Raw genomic sequence first — 13,158 nt, 5'->3', positions numbered from 1 at the left:
TGGGGCGTTTGGTTTAAGGTGATTTCTATATCCAAGTGAAACAATCAGGTATTGAATTGACGCGGCGCGTTCCTCAATACTGCGCCCATAGCGAATCGCTTTACCGCGCCAAGCCACGCACGTCGGCCGCACCGGACGTCGCCAGCCAAGGGCAACATTTGAGAAAACCTAAGGATGACCGCGATGTTCAGATCTCTTCTCGCCAGCACGGCTCTTGTCGCTGCTTTTTCCAGCGTGGCTGATGCCCAAAGCGCACAGGATGTGCTGGATACCTATGCCGATATTGCCGAAGCGAAATATGAAGACAGTCTGATCGCGGCGCGGCGTCTGCAGGCTGCCGTGGATGAATTGATTGCCAACCCCTCCGCCGAGGCGCTGCAGGCCGCCCGTGCCGCTTGGATCGCCGCCCGCGTGCCCTATCAGCAGTCCGAGGTATACCGCTTTGGCAATGCCATCGTTGATGATTGGGAAGGCCGGGTGAATGCGTGGCCGCTGGATGAGGGGCTGATCGACTATGTCGGCACATCCTACGGCGGGCCGAGCGATGAGAACCAGCTTGCCGCGCTGAATGTGATCGCGAACCCGCAATTTACCCTGTCGGGGCAAGAGGTTGACGCCAGCCAGATCACTCCTGAATTGCTGCAAGACCAGCTGCATGAGGCCGATGGTATCGAGGCGAATGTCGCGACCGGTTATCACGCGATCGAGTTTCTGCTCTGGGGCCAGGATAACAACGGCCATGATGCGGGTGCGGGCGAGCGGCCATGGACCGATTATGCGCAGGGCGAAGACTGCACCAATGACAACTGCGACCGGCGCGGCGCGTATCTGAGCGCGGCGACCTCGCTTTTGGTGTCGGATCTGGACTGGATGGCGGCGCAATGGGCCGAGGATGGCGCCGCGCGCGTCGCCCTGATGGCCGATGAAACCGCCGGTCTCTCGGCGATCCTCACCGGCATGGGGTCGCTGTCATATGGCGAGCAGGCCGGTGAGCGCATGCGCCTTGGCCTGATGCTGAACGATCCCGAAGAAGAGCATGATTGCTTCTCGGACAACACTCATAACAGCCATTACTACGACGGGCTCGGTGTGCAGTCGGCCTATCTGGGCAGCTATACGCGGATTGATGGCACAAGCGTCAGTGGTGCCTCGCTCTCGGATCTGGTGAGCGCAGCGGAACCGGCGCTGGATGCGGAAATGCGCCTGCGGCTCTATGAAACCATGCATGCGCTTGGCCAGATCAAAACCGCCGCCGAGGCCGGTTTCGCCTATGACCAGATGCTCGAGCGCGGCAACGCGGGCGGCGAGGCGCTGATCATGGCGGGAGTGAACGGGTTGATCGCCCAGACCCAATCCATCGAACGGGTGGTTGTGGCTCTGGGGCTGGACGGGATCGCCTTTGAAGGCTCTGACAGTCTGGATGATCCATCGGCGGTGTTCCAGTAAGCCCTTCGGCCGGAGCGCGCTCACGCTCCGGCCATTTCCCAACGAAATTCTGCTTTTTTGGAGACACCGGATGATTGTTTGCCATTGTGCGCATATTTCGGACCGCGATATCTCGGCCGCTATCGACTGGATGCGGGCGGCGGATGCGGACACATTGGTGACGCCGGGAAAAATCTATCGTGCCCTGGGGAAGTCGGCGGATTGCGGCGGATGTATGCCGCTGTTTCTGTCGACGATGCAAGCTAACGTAAACTTGACGGTTCCTGCTATACTACAGGGGCTGAACCCCTCACGCCAAAAAGGAGAAGCCAGATGAAGGGCGACGAAAAGGTTATCGAGTATCTCAACAAGGCCCTGCGCCATGAGTTGACTGCGGTCAGCCAGTATTGGCTGCATTACCGTCTGCAAGACGATTGGGGCCTTGGCAAGATGGCCAAGAAAAGCCGCGAGGAATCGATCGAGGAAATGGAGCATGCCGATAAGCTGATCGCGCGCATCCTTTTTCTTGGCGGGCATCCCAACCTGCAAAAGCTGAACCCGTTGCGCATCGGCCAGACTCCGCGTGAAACGCTGGATTGCGATCTGGCCGCCGAAGTTGAGGCCCGCGCCCTGTATAAAGAAGCGCGTGAATGCTGCCATGCGGCGGGCGATTACGTGTCGATGGCGCTGTTCGAGGCGCTGATGGCCGATGAAGAGGGGCATATCGACTTTCTGGAAACCCAGATCGACCTGTTCGAGCGTGTCGGCGCCGAGAAATACGCCTTGCTGAATGCAACCACGATGGACGAGGCCGAGTAATATGCGCGGGTGGTATACTCTGGCGGCGCTGCTGATTCCGACAGCATTGTCAGCACAGATTATGCCACCGGAAGACTGGTCGCATCTGCAGGATTTGCACCTGTCGATCGTCCCACGCACAGCAGAAGAGGCGGCGCGGATTGCTGCGGTGACCGCGCCGCCAACTGATTTTTCCGCGCCGCGCGCGTTTGAGGAAAACGGCGGCGGCGCAGCGACGGTGCGGGCGCGGGCGATGGCGGATGCGTTTTCGCTGCCTTCGGCCAATCTGAGCTTTGAGGAAGAGCTGCAATTCAGGGTCGGCAACGGGTTGTTCCGGCGGGTCTGGGTCTCGGCTCCGGCCTCGACGCTGGCCTCTGACGGGCTCGGGCCGCTGTTCAATGCGCGTTCCTGCCAGCGCTGCCATCTGAAAGACGGGCGCGGGCACCCGCCCGAGGGGCCCGACGACAGCGCGGTGTCGATGTTCCTGCGCGTGTCGATTCCGGTGACCGAGGCAGAAACGCCCGATCTCGAGGCGCTGGAAACCTATATCGCCGGCACCCATCACACCGCGCCAGATCCGGTCTATGGCGCGCAATTGCAGGATTTCAGCCTGCCGGGTCATGCGCCGGAATACCGCCTGTCGGTCCGCTATGAACCCCTTGAGCTGCGCCTGTCCGGCGGTGAGGTCGCCAGCCTGCGCCAGCCGGTCTATGAGGCCGCCGATCTGGGCTATGGGCCTTTGGCCGAAGGGGCGATGCTCAGCCCGCGGGTGGCGCCGCAGATGATCGGGCTGGGTCTGCTCGAAGCGATTCCGACAGCGGATATTCTGGCCTATGCCGACCCCGAGGATGCGGATGGCGACGGGATCTCGGGCCGTCCGAATGTGGTCTGGTCGGCGGAATTCGGTGCGCCGATGCTGGGGCGGTTCGGGCTGAAAGCCGGTGAGGCGACGGTGCGCGCGCAATCTGCGGCGGCTTTTGCCGGTGACATGGGGATGTCGACCCCGCTGCACCCCGAGGGTTGGGGCGAATGCACGGCGGCGCAGACCCTGTGCCGCGAACAGGTGGACGGCGGCGATCCCGAGCATGGCGGTCTCGAGATCGACCAGACCGGGCTTGATCTGGTGGCTTTCTACAGCCGCAATCTGGCGGTTCCGGCGCGGCGCAATGTTGACGATCCGCAGGTGTTGCATGGTCGGGAGGTGTTCTACCAGACCGGCTGCGCCGCCTGTCACCGGGCGAATTATGTCACCCACCGGCTGCAGGATGGCGGCGCGCAGAGTTTTCAACTGATCTGGCCCTATTCCGATCTACTGTTGCACGATATGGGCGAGGGTCTGGCCGATCACCGCCCCGAAGGCCGCGCCACGGGGCGCGAATGGCGCACGCCGCCGCTCTGGGGGATCGGCCTGACGCAAACCGTGTCCGGTCACAGCTATTTCCTGCATGATGGCCGCGCGCGCTCGCTGCTCGAAGCGGTGCTCTGGCATGGCGGCGAGGCAGAGTCTCAGCGCGATGCGGTGATCACCATGGCGCCCGAAGACCGCGCCGCCCTGATCGCCTTTCTGGAGAGCCTATAATGCGCCGCCTCTTTCTTGCCCTTGGTCTTTGCATCCTGCCGCTGGCCGCAATCGCACAGACCGAAGCGCAGCTCAGCGTCGCGCGGGTTGTCGATCAGCATATCCTGCCCGGCTATGCGGCGCTCGAGCGTGAGACCGGCGCTTTGGCCGCGCTGGCGCAGGAGGACTGCCGCGCCCTCTCGCCAGACCTGCGCGTCGCCTATGGCACGGCATTCGACGCATGGATTCGCGTCAGCCATCTGGCGTTCGGTCCGGCTGAGGAGGAGAACCGGCTGTTCTCGCTCAGTTTCTGGCCCGACCAACGCGGCATGACCCCGCGCAGCCTGCTGCGTCTGATCGAAGAGGAAGATCCGGTGATCGACAGCGCCGAAGGGTTTGCCACGGTCTCGATCGCGGCGCGCGGCTTTTATGCGCTGGAGTTCCTGCTCTATGACGCGCAGGTGATGACGGCGGGATCCGACGCCTATCGCTGCGCGCTGGTGCAGGCGGTGACCGCGGATATCCACCGCACCGCCGCGCAGATCAACGCCGCATGGCTTGGGGACTTCGCCGATCTGATGCGCAGCGCCGGACAAAACGAGCGGTTTCGCAGCGATGCCGAGGCGCTGCGGGCGCTGTTGGGCGCGCTGGGTCACGGGCTGGAATATACCGCCGATCTGCGGCTGGGGCGTCCCTTGGGCACATTTGACGCGCCGCGCCCGTTGCGCGCCGAGGCGCGGCGCTCGGGCCGGTCCCTGCGCCATGTGCAGCTTGCCTTGCAAAGCCTGGCCGAGATGGCGGCGCTGATCACGCCCGCACGGGATGGTATTGGCGCGAGGATCATGCCCCAGTTCAACGCCGCCATCCAACGCGCGCAGGCGCTGGATGATCCGGTGTTTGCCGGTGTCAGCGAGCCGCAGGGCCGTCTGCGCATCGAGGATTTGCAACGCCGCGTGCGGGGTGCGGATGCCGCGGTGCAAGCGGTTCTGGCGCCGGCGCTCGGGGTTGCGGCGGGGTTCAACGCGATGGACGGGGATTGAGGTTTTGACCACGCGTCGCGCCTTCCTCGCCGGAGCCACCGCCGCCCTATCCCTGCCGGTCGCAGGCTGGGCCGAGGTCGGCGATCCGGCGTTTCTTTCAGCGGCGCGGCAGGCCAGCGGCGCCTATGCGCTCTATGGGTTATCCGCAGGCGGGGAGGTCCGGTTTTCCCTGCCGCTGCCCGCGCGTGGCCATGCCGCCGCCGCCCATCCGCACCGCGCCGAGGCGGTGGCTTTCGCGCGGCGTCCGGGCTTTTTCGCGCTGGTGATTGACTGCCGCGATGGTCGGGTGCTGGCGCAACTGGATGCGCCGAGCGGGCGGCATTTTTACGGGCATGGGGTGTTTTCGCGCGATGGCGCGCTGCTTTTCACCACCGAGAATGACCTCGAGACGCTGGAGGGGCGTATCGGCATCTGGGACGCGGCCAATGGCTATGCGCGGATTGGCGATATTCCTTCGGGCGGGATCGGACCGCATGATATCGCGCGCCTGCCCGATAGCGATCTGCTGGTCATTGCCAATGGCGGTATCGCCACCCATCCCGACAGTGGCCGCATGCCGCTGAATTCGGCGAGCATGCGGGGCAATCTGGCCTATATCTCGGCGGATGGGGCGCTGGTCGAGCGTGTCGAACTTGATATCGGCTTGCGTCAGAACTCCATCCGGCATCTGAGTCTGCGCGCCGACGGGCTGGTCGCTGCGGCGATGCAATGGGAGGGGAGTGCGGGCCGGTTCCCGCCGCTGCTGCTGACCCATCGGCTCGGCGATGCGCCGCGTTTGCTCGGCGCACCAGAGGGCGAGCAGCGGCGGATGCGCAACTATGCCGGCAGCGTCGGATTTTCGCGCGACGGGCAGTTCTTGGCGATCACCTCGCCGCGGGGCGGGCAGCTGCACCGTTTTGACGCCGCAACTGGTGACTTCCTCAGCGCCACCGCGATGGAGGATGTCTGCGGGTTGGCAGCGACGGCGCAGGGTTTTCTGGTGACCACCGGATTGGGCCATGTCGCGCAGCTTGCTGATGAGCCGCTCACGGTGACCCGGCTTGCGGGTGTCGCATGGGACAACCATCTGATCGCGATTGGCTGAGCCGGCAGGCCGCTGGCGCGCGCCGCGATGCGGCAAATCGTCCGGCGAAGCCGTGCGGGGCATCGAAGAATTGACAGGTTTTTCGCCGCGCGTTAGGTGTTTTTCATTAACTTGACAGATTTACTCAGGCTAAGCCGCACGCATCCCAGCCAAGCCGAGTTTCACAGCCTTCGCGCTTTGAAAGGGATAGCAGATGTTCACCAATACACGCCACAATCGCCGCACGGTTCTCATCGGATTTGGCGCCGGGGCCATGACCCTTGCCGCGCCCGCGATCCTGTCAGCGCAGACCGCACCGCGTTTGGCGGTCTATGGCCCGCCCGCCGGTCCGACGATCACGCTGGCCCATGCGGTGGCCAGTCAGGCGCTGGCAGAACTCGCCGGCGAGGTCAGCCTGACGGTCTGGCGTACGCCGGATGAGCTGCGCGCCGGGCTGACCTCGGGGGCGATTGACGTCTCGGTGGTGCCGACCCAGGCGGCAGCCAATCTTTACACGCGCGGCATGGGGCTGCGGCTGGTCAATGTGATGACCAACGGCCTGTTGTATATTCTGGCGCGCGACGGAGAATTGCCCGATATCGCAGCGCTGGCGGGCAAGGTTCTGGCGGTGCCATTCCCCAATGACACGCCGGATTTCATCACCCGCGCCCTGCTCGCCGAGCACGGGATCGCGGGCGAGGTGACGCTGGCCGCGACCGGATCACCGATGGAGGCGGCGCAGATGCTGCTCGCCGGACGGATCGACGCGGCGGTGCTAAGCGAGCCGGTCGCCAGCGCCGCGATCCTGCGCGGACGCGAGGCGGGGGTGAGCCTGACCCGTGCGGTGGATTTGCAAGCGGAATGGGGCGGCGTGACCGGTCTGGGGCCGGTGGTGCCGCAAGCCGGTCTGGCGGTGACCCAAGGGTTCTCGCAGGCGCATGGCGGGTTGATCGCGCCCCTGCATGCGGCATTGGAACAGGCGACCGCCGCCGTGCTCGCCGATCCGCAAACCGCCGCCGCGCAGGCTGCCGAGGCCTTGGGGCTGCCCGCGCCCCTATTGGCGGCCTCGATCCCCTTTGCCAATCTCACCGCGACACCGGCCAGCGTGGCGCGTCCGACGCTGGAGGCGATGTTCACCCTGATGGCCACGCAAGATCCGGCGATTCTGGGCGGGCAGCTGCCGGATGACGGTTTTTATGCGCTGTAATCCATGAGGCGAAACCGATGAGCCGCAACCGATGAACGGGAGTCTATGACACGTATCCTCGCAGATCGGGCGGCGCGCCTGCTGGATTTCCTGTGGTCGGGCTGGGCCGGACTGGCGGCGTTGGCGCTGCTCTTCGCCTGCTGGCAGGCGGGGCATGAGACATGGGGCGATTTCATCCTGCCCGACCCTCTGGCCACGCTTGGTGCGACATGGTCGCTGGCGATCTCGAGCGAGAGCCGCGGCTTGCTGCTGCTCACCGCCCAACGCGCCTTGGCCGGGTTTACGCTGGCCGCATTCAGCGGCGCGGTTATCGGCATCATCGCCGGTTACGCGCCAGCGGTGATGCGTCTGGCGCGACCCTTGCTGACGGTGGTGCTGGGGGTGCCGCCGATTGCCTGGATCGTGTTGACGATGATGTGGTTCGGCACCTCGGGCGCGACGGTGGCGGCGACGATCCTGATTTCGGCGACGCCGGTGGTCTTTGTCGCCGCCGCCGAGGGCATCGCCAGCCGCGATCGCGGGTTGGGCACGATGGCCGAGGTCTTTCGCTATGGCGCCTTGGGCCGCTTTTGGTTCATTGACCTGCGGCAGGCGGCGGCGCCCTTGTTTCCGGCGCTGGCACTGGCGCTTGGCACCTCGTTCAAGGTCGCGGTGATGGCCGAGATGCTGGCCAATGCAGGCGGCGTCGGTGGCGCATTGGCGCGGGCGCGGGCGATGCTGGACGTGCCGCAAGCGCTGGCCTGGGTGGTGCTGGCGGTGATCGCGCTGGTGGTGGTCGAATACGGGCTGATCCGCCCGATGCAGGCGGAAATCGAAGGCTGGCGCCGTGCCGCGCAGCCCTGGGGGGTTAAGAAATGAGCGCCGCGCTGGAATTGCACCGCATCGGCCACGCCTATTTCGGGCAAAGCGTTCTCAACAGTATCGACCTGCAGATCGCGCCGGGCGAGGTGGTGGCGCTGGTCGGTCCCTCGGGCTCGGGCAAATCCACGCTGGCCCATATCGCCGCCGGTCTGGTCGAGCCGCGCGAGGGGCGGGTGACGCCGGGCTACGCGCGCCATGCGATGATCTTTCAAGAGCCGCGCCTGCTGCCTTGGGCGACGGCGGCGCAGAATATCGGCTTTGCCCTGCGCCGCGCCAAATTGCCCCGCCGCCTGCGCCCCGCGCGGGTCGCCGAGGCGGCGCGGCTGGCCGAATTGGAGCCTCAGGATCTGGCGAAATATCCGGTTGAGCTGTCGGGCGGGATGCGGCAGCGGGTGGCGATTGCCCGCGCTTTGGCGGTGCGGCCCGATTTCATCTTTTTCGACGAGCCTTTCACCGCGCTGGATGTGGCGCTCAAACGCCGGATGCAGGATCTGGTGATTGCCGCCGCCGAAGAGGCGCAGTTTGCTGCGCTGTTCATTACCCACGATCTGGTCGAGGCGCTGCGCATTGCCCATCGGATCGCGGTTCTGGACCTGCGCGGGCGCGGCATCGCCGGTCTGCGCATCCTGCCCGGCGACCCCGGCGCGCGCGATGAGGCGACGACCTTTGCCCTGCGCCAGCGGTTCCTCACTGAAGACCCGCTGTTTCGCCATATCCACGACGTTGACGAAAGGCGCCGCCCATGAGTGATCGCAGCCTAGCCAAGCGCCTAACAGATCCGCCCGCCGCGCCGATTCTGCCGGTGCTCAGCGACGAGGGATTCCGGCTGTTCTTTCCCTTGGCGGCACTGCATATCGCGCTCTGGCCGTTTCTCTGGGTGGCCCTTTGGTCGCTGCGCTTGCCCTTCGCGGTGGCACTGCCGCAGGGCCTCTGGCACGGGTCCGAGATGATCCTCGGCGCATGGGGCGCGGTGTTGATCGGCTTCATGACCACCGCTGCGCCGGAATGGACCGACACCAAGCGTTTGCAGGGGCGGGCGCTCTGGCGATTGGCGGCGCTTTGGGGGGTGGCGCGGCTGGCCGGGCTCTTGGGCATCGAGCCGATGCTCTGGCTGTCGCTGCTGGCCGATCTGGGCTGGATGCTGCTGCTGCTGGGCTATCTGCTGCGCCTCACCGTGCAAAGGCGCACCGACCGGCTGTTGCCCTTCATCGGCTGGATTGCGGCGCTGATCGCGGGGGCGGCAGTAGTGCGATTTGGCATGGCCAGCGGGCAGGTCGAGCTTGCGCAGCGCGCTTTGGTGCTTGCCGGATTGATTTTCATGGGCATTCTGGGGCTTGCGATCAGTCGAATCGCGGTGCCGGTGGCCAATCATGTGCTGGACCCCAGCGAGGAAACCGTGCCCTTTCGCCCGCATCCGGGGCGGATGAACCTTGCGCCGGGGCTGGTCGCCTTGGCGCTGGCAGGGGAGCTGTCGGGGCTGAGCACGGCGGTCACCGGCTGGCTCTGGATCGCGGCGGGGGCGGCGTTTATGGACCGCGTCGGCGAGGGGTTTCTGGGCCGCGCCAGCTTTCGCACCGAAGTGCTAAGCCTGATGGCCAGCGCCGGTTTCGCCGGTCTGGGGCTGATCGCGCTTGGCGCGTCGCGGCTGGGTGCGCCATGGTCCGAGGTGCCGGCGCTGCATCTGGCGGTGATGGGCGGGATCGGCATGGGGGTGATCTCGGTCTTTGCGATTGTCGGCAAATTCCACACCGGCCAGAAGCTGGGGCAAGGCCCGTTGACGCGATTGGCCTGTCTGAGCGTGGCGGCGGGCGTGTTGCTGCGCACTTTGCCGGAGATGGGCTTGATGCCATGGCCGCCGGGACCGGATTACCTGCTGGCCAGCCTGTTCTGGGCGGCGGGATATCTGCTCTGGCTGATCGATACATGGCGCGACCTGATCGACCCCGAGACCATGGGCAGCGGCTGAACGGGTGTTCGGCCGATTGGCAGTGACACCAGCCCCCGCCTGCGTCTTGCATCAGGGGGTTGGCACTCACCTCTGACCTCCCCGCCGCGTCGGCAGGTAGCAGGCGCGAGCGGGTTTAATCCGCCGCCGGTTCAGTCTGTTGCGGCTTGAGGAAACCCACGGTGATCGCGGACAGGCCCACCATCACGCTGGCCACGCCCAGCATCAGGGACAGCCCGCCAGCTTGATAGGTCAGGCCGGACAATAGCGTGCCGAGCAGTCGTCCGGCGGCATTGGCCATATAGTAGAACCCCACGTCCATCGTGACCCGCTCGGCCTTGGTGAAGGCGAGGATCAGATAGGAATGCAGCGAGGAATTCACCGCAAAGACCGCCCCGAAGGCCAAGAGACCAGCAACGAGGGTCACGGTCAGCCATGTGTGCGGCCCGGCCGAGAGCGCCGCCGCCAGTGTCAAAACCGCGGGCACCAGAGCCAGCGCCCAGGCCCAGCCACGCGCCGCGGAGATCAGCTCGCGCTCGGGCCGTGATTTTGCCCGCAACAGCCGCGGCGCATTGGTCTGCACCATGCCGTATAGGATGATCCATGCCGCCATGAAGCTGCCGATCAGGAAGAAAGCGCTGCGGTTGTCCTCTGCGCTGCCGTCCGAGAGCACCGCGTAGAAATAGATCGGGATGCCGACCACGAACCAGACATCGCGGGCGCCGAACAGGAACACGCGGGCGGCGCTCAGCCAGTTTACATTGGCCGATCGCGAGAAGACTTCGGAAAACCTTGCGCTCTTGCGGCCCTTGGGCAATCCCGGCGGCATCGCAAAAAGCACCGCCAGCAGGATCACCGCCAGCACTGCCGCCATACCCAGCACCGCCCAGTGGAAACCGAGCAGCGCCAAAAGCGCCGCGCCCAGCAAAAAGCCCAAGCCTTTCACCATATTCTTCGAGCCGGTCAGCAGGGCCACCCAGCGGAACAAGCCGCCCTCTGTGGTCGGGGCAAGCAGTTTCACCGCTGACTTCGAGGACATTTTGGCAAGGTCTTTGGCAACGCCGCTGACGCCCTGCACCAGCATCACAAATGTCACCGACAGCGCGAGCCCCCATGCCGGATCAAGCTGCGTCAAAGCCAGCAGCGCCAGCACCTGCAACCCGAGACCGGCATAGAGCGTCGAGGTCAGGCCAAAGCGCGCGGCAATCCAGCCGGCGCAAAGATTGGTGATCACGCCCGCGATCTCATAGAGCACGAACAGATAGGCCAGCTGCACCGGCGAGAAACCGAGCGTGTGGAAATGCAGCAGCACCAGCATCCGCAGGGCGCCATCGGTGAGCATGAACGCCCAATAGGCCGCGGTCACCGCGATATAGGCCGAGAGCCCCTCGGGCCGTGCTTTAGGATCGCGGGTTTCGCTCACAGGCTGTCACCGACCATTAAGGCGACATCGACCAACCGCTGCGCATAGCCCATTTCATTGTCATACCAGGCGTAGATTTTCACCTGCGTGCCATTGATCACCATCGTCGAAGGCGCGTCGATGATACTGGAACGCGGATCATTGGTGTAATCCGCCGAGACCAGCGGCCGCTCTTCATAGCCGAGGATACCCTTCAGCGGCCCTTCGGCGGCGGCTTTGAACAGGGCGTTGACCTCTTCGGCGGTGGTCGCGCGCTCGACCTCGAACACGCAATCGGTGAGCGAGGCATTGAGCAGCGGCACGCGCACCGCATGACCGTTGAGGCGGCCGGTCAGCTCGGGGTAAATCAGCGTGATCGCGGTGGCGCTGCCGGTGGTGGTCGGGATCAGCGAATTCAGCGCCGACCGCGCGCGGCGCAGGTCTTTGGCCGGACGATCGACGATGGTCTGGGTGTTGGTCACATCATGAATCGTGGTGATCGACCCGTGTTTGATGGTCAGCGCCTCATGGATCACCTTGACCACCGGCGCGAGGCAATTGGTCGTGCAACTGGCGGCGGTGATGATGCGGTGGTGCTCGGGCGCGTAGGTATCATGGTTGACGCCGTAGACGATATTCGCCGCCTCACCGTCTTTGACCGGCGCCGAGACCACCAGTTTCTTTACCCCTGCATCGAAATAGGGCGGGAGTTTTTCCGCGGTTTTGAACGCGCCGGTGCAATCGATCACCACATCCACCCCCGCCAGCGGCAGATCGGTAAGATTGCGGGTGCCGATAAAGGGCAGGCGGGTGCCGTCGATGGTGACGCTATCGGCATCATGGGTGAAATCGGCCTGCCAGCGGCCATGAACAGTGTCGAACTCCAGTAGATGGGCATGCATCTCGGGCGTGCCGACCGCATCATTGATCCAGGCGATTTTGGCCCCTCGCTCCAGCAGCGGTTTGAGGGCAAGTTTGCCGATGCGGCCAAGGCCGTTGATGGCGTAGACGGTCATTGCTTTGGTCCTTCGTGATGGGATTGGCCGATGGTATCGAGCGCCTGTTGCAGGGGCAGTGGCGCAAGTTCGGCGATGGGCAGCGCGGCAAAAGCGCTCAGACGCTGATGAAGCGTGGCATAGGTTTGGGCAAAAGCGCGGCTCATCTGCGCGTCGGACCCTGCCGCTGCGGCGGGATCAGCCAGCCCCCAATGCGCCGTCACCGGCCGGCCGGACCATGTCGGGCAGTCCTCATTGGCGGCCTGATTGCAGACGGTAAAGACGAAATCGAACTCCGGCGCGTCCGGCTGCTGGAACTCGGCGATAGGCTTGGAGCGCAGCCCCGAGATATCATGCCCCGATTGCTCGAGCAGCGCGCGCGCCGCAGGGTGCAGGGTCGCGCGGGGGTTGGTGCCGGCGGAATAGGTGGCAAAGCGGTCTCCGGCGATATCGCGCAGCACGGCTTCGGCAAGGATCGAGCGCGCGGAATTGCCGGCGCAGACAAAGAGAACATTGTATTTGCCGCCCGTCTGCGCGGGCGCGGGAGTGGCCTCGGGCGCGCAAATCTCGGGGCGTCCGCGACAACAATCATGCAGCAGATAGCCGATGGTGTCGCGGGCGGCGTCCATGTCGATTGCATAGCGCAGCGAGGTGCCGTGGCGTTGCTGGCTGATCAATCCCGCCTGCATCAACGCACTTACGTAGGTCGACAATGTATTCGGCTTGAGACCCAGCGCCTGCGCCAGTTCGGTGGCCGGCACACGGTCGGGATAGCGCCGCATGAGCAGCCGGAAAACCGCCAGCCGTTGCGGATGGCCAAGCGTCGAGAGGCGGTGGGGAATCAATGCTTCCATGATTCATGGA

Annotated in this window: 13 protein-coding genes; 10 read left to right on the top strand and 3 right to left on the bottom strand. The window is 64.9% G+C overall.

The genetic code is table 11. The annotated features are described in order from the left end of the window. Positions 1-183: 183 nt before the first annotated feature. From DDE20_RS17600 to DDE20_RS17555, 10 genes are all read left to right on the top strand, one after another. Entirely contained in the window at positions 184-1,446 is a 1,263-nt protein-coding gene (locus DDE20_RS17600) for an imelysin family protein (RefSeq protein WP_116559843.1), read from the top strand. Next, positions 1,421-1,762: a (2Fe-2S)-binding protein gene (locus DDE20_RS19370; RefSeq protein ID WP_338066520.1), complete on the top strand. Its 342-nt coding sequence runs from the start codon at positions 1,421-1,423 to the stop codon at positions 1,760-1,762. The genes DDE20_RS17600 and DDE20_RS19370 overlap by 26 nt, the downstream gene beginning before the upstream one ends. After that, positions 1,759-2,244: a bacterioferritin gene (gene bfr, locus DDE20_RS17590; protein ID WP_116559841.1), complete on the top strand. Its 486-nt coding sequence runs from the start codon at positions 1,759-1,761 to the stop codon at positions 2,242-2,244. The genes DDE20_RS19370 and bfr overlap by 4 nt, the downstream gene beginning before the upstream one ends. Positions 2,245-2,305: 61 nt before the next feature. Next, positions 2,306-3,802: a di-heme oxidoreductase family protein gene (locus DDE20_RS17585; protein ID WP_240608204.1), complete on the top strand. Its 1,497-nt coding sequence runs from the start codon at positions 2,306-2,308 to the stop codon at positions 3,800-3,802. Beyond that, positions 3,802-4,821: an imelysin family protein gene (locus tag DDE20_RS17580; RefSeq protein WP_116559839.1), complete on the top strand. Its 1,020-nt coding sequence runs from the start codon at positions 3,802-3,804 to the stop codon at positions 4,819-4,821. The genes DDE20_RS17585 and DDE20_RS17580 overlap by 1 nt, the downstream gene beginning before the upstream one ends. Before the next feature lie 4 nt (positions 4,822-4,825). After that, positions 4,826-5,905 (top strand): DUF1513 domain-containing protein, encoded by a 1,080-nt coding sequence (locus tag DDE20_RS17575; protein ID WP_116559838.1) that lies wholly within the window; start codon positions 4,826-4,828, stop codon positions 5,903-5,905. A 193-nt stretch (positions 5,906-6,098) separates the two neighbouring features. Continuing rightward, positions 6,099-7,091, top strand: coding sequence for an ABC transporter substrate-binding protein (locus DDE20_RS17570; RefSeq protein ID WP_116559837.1), 993 nt, complete (start codon positions 6,099-6,101; stop codon positions 7,089-7,091). Positions 7,092-7,136: 45 nt separating this feature from the next. Further along, positions 7,137-7,949 carry an ABC transporter permease gene (locus tag DDE20_RS17565; protein ID WP_116559836.1) on the top strand — a complete coding sequence of 271 codons (813 nt, stop codon included), beginning with the start codon at positions 7,137-7,139 and terminating at the stop codon, positions 7,947-7,949. After that, positions 7,946-8,698 (top strand): ABC transporter ATP-binding protein, encoded by a 753-nt coding sequence (locus DDE20_RS17560; protein WP_116559835.1) that lies wholly within the window; start codon positions 7,946-7,948, stop codon positions 8,696-8,698. The genes DDE20_RS17565 and DDE20_RS17560 overlap by 4 nt, the downstream gene beginning before the upstream one ends. After that, positions 8,695-9,918 (top strand): NnrS family protein, encoded by a 1,224-nt coding sequence (locus DDE20_RS17555; protein WP_116559834.1) that lies wholly within the window; start codon positions 8,695-8,697, stop codon positions 9,916-9,918. Before DDE20_RS17560 ends, DDE20_RS17555 begins: the two co-directional genes overlap by 4 nt. A gap of 115 nt (positions 9,919-10,033) precedes the next feature. Here DDE20_RS17555 and arsJ read toward each other — a convergent pair whose 3' ends face one another. From arsJ to DDE20_RS17540, 3 genes are read right to left on the bottom strand one after another with little or no spacing between them, the layout of a single operon-like run. Beyond that, complete coding sequence (gene arsJ / locus DDE20_RS17550; protein WP_116559833.1) at positions 10,034-11,320, bottom strand: organoarsenical effux MFS transporter ArsJ; 1,287 nt, start codon at positions 11,318-11,320, stop codon at positions 10,034-10,036. After that, a complete protein-coding gene (locus DDE20_RS17545; protein WP_116559832.1) occupies positions 11,317-12,315 on the bottom strand; it encodes an ArsJ-associated glyceraldehyde-3-phosphate dehydrogenase in 999 nt (332 codons plus the stop codon). The genes arsJ and DDE20_RS17545 overlap by 4 nt, the downstream gene beginning before the upstream one ends. Continuing rightward, positions 12,312-13,148 carry an arsenate reductase/protein-tyrosine-phosphatase family protein gene (locus DDE20_RS17540; RefSeq protein WP_116559831.1) on the bottom strand — a complete coding sequence of 279 codons (837 nt, stop codon included), beginning with the start codon at positions 13,146-13,148 and terminating at the stop codon, positions 12,312-12,314. The genes DDE20_RS17545 and DDE20_RS17540 overlap by 4 nt, the downstream gene beginning before the upstream one ends. Positions 13,149-13,158: the final 10 nt, after the last annotated feature.

Origin of the sequence: Pararhodobacter oceanensis, assembly GCF_003076755.1 — a bacterium.
Lineage (GTDB): Bacteria > Pseudomonadota > Alphaproteobacteria > Rhodobacterales > Rhodobacteraceae > Pararhodobacter > Pararhodobacter oceanensis.
The sequence above is the reverse complement of the archived record's forward strand: the minus strand, read 5'-3'. Positions and strand labels throughout refer to the sequence as shown.

Coding starts and splice junctions, on each gene's coding strand:
- DDE20_RS17580 (WP_116559839.1), top strand. CDS start 3,802: ATGCGCCGCCTCTTTCTTGCCCTTGGTCTTTGCATCCTGCCGCTGGCC.
- DDE20_RS17555 (WP_116559834.1), top strand. CDS start 8,695: ATGAGTGATCGCAGCCTAGCCAAGCGCCTAACAGATCCGCCCGCCGCG.
- DDE20_RS17600 (WP_116559843.1), top strand. CDS start 184: ATGTTCAGATCTCTTCTCGCCAGCACGGCTCTTGTCGCTGCTTTTTCC.
- DDE20_RS19370 (WP_338066520.1), top strand. CDS start 1,421: ATGATCCATCGGCGGTGTTCCAGTAAGCCCTTCGGCCGGAGCGCGCTC.
- DDE20_RS17565 (WP_116559836.1), top strand. CDS start 7,137: ATGACACGTATCCTCGCAGATCGGGCGGCGCGCCTGCTGGATTTCCTG.
- DDE20_RS17545 (WP_116559832.1), bottom strand. CDS start 12,315: ATGACCGTCTACGCCATCAACGGCCTTGGCCGCATCGGCAAACTTGCC.
- DDE20_RS17540 (WP_116559831.1), bottom strand. CDS start 13,148: ATGGAAGCATTGATTCCCCACCGCCTCTCGACGCTTGGCCATCCGCAA.
- DDE20_RS17570 (WP_116559837.1), top strand. CDS start 6,099: ATGTTCACCAATACACGCCACAATCGCCGCACGGTTCTCATCGGATTT.
- DDE20_RS17585 (WP_240608204.1), top strand. CDS start 2,306: ATGCCACCGGAAGACTGGTCGCATCTGCAGGATTTGCACCTGTCGATC.
- bfr (WP_116559841.1), top strand. CDS start 1,759: ATGAAGGGCGACGAAAAGGTTATCGAGTATCTCAACAAGGCCCTGCGC.
- DDE20_RS17560 (WP_116559835.1), top strand. CDS start 7,946: ATGAGCGCCGCGCTGGAATTGCACCGCATCGGCCACGCCTATTTCGGG.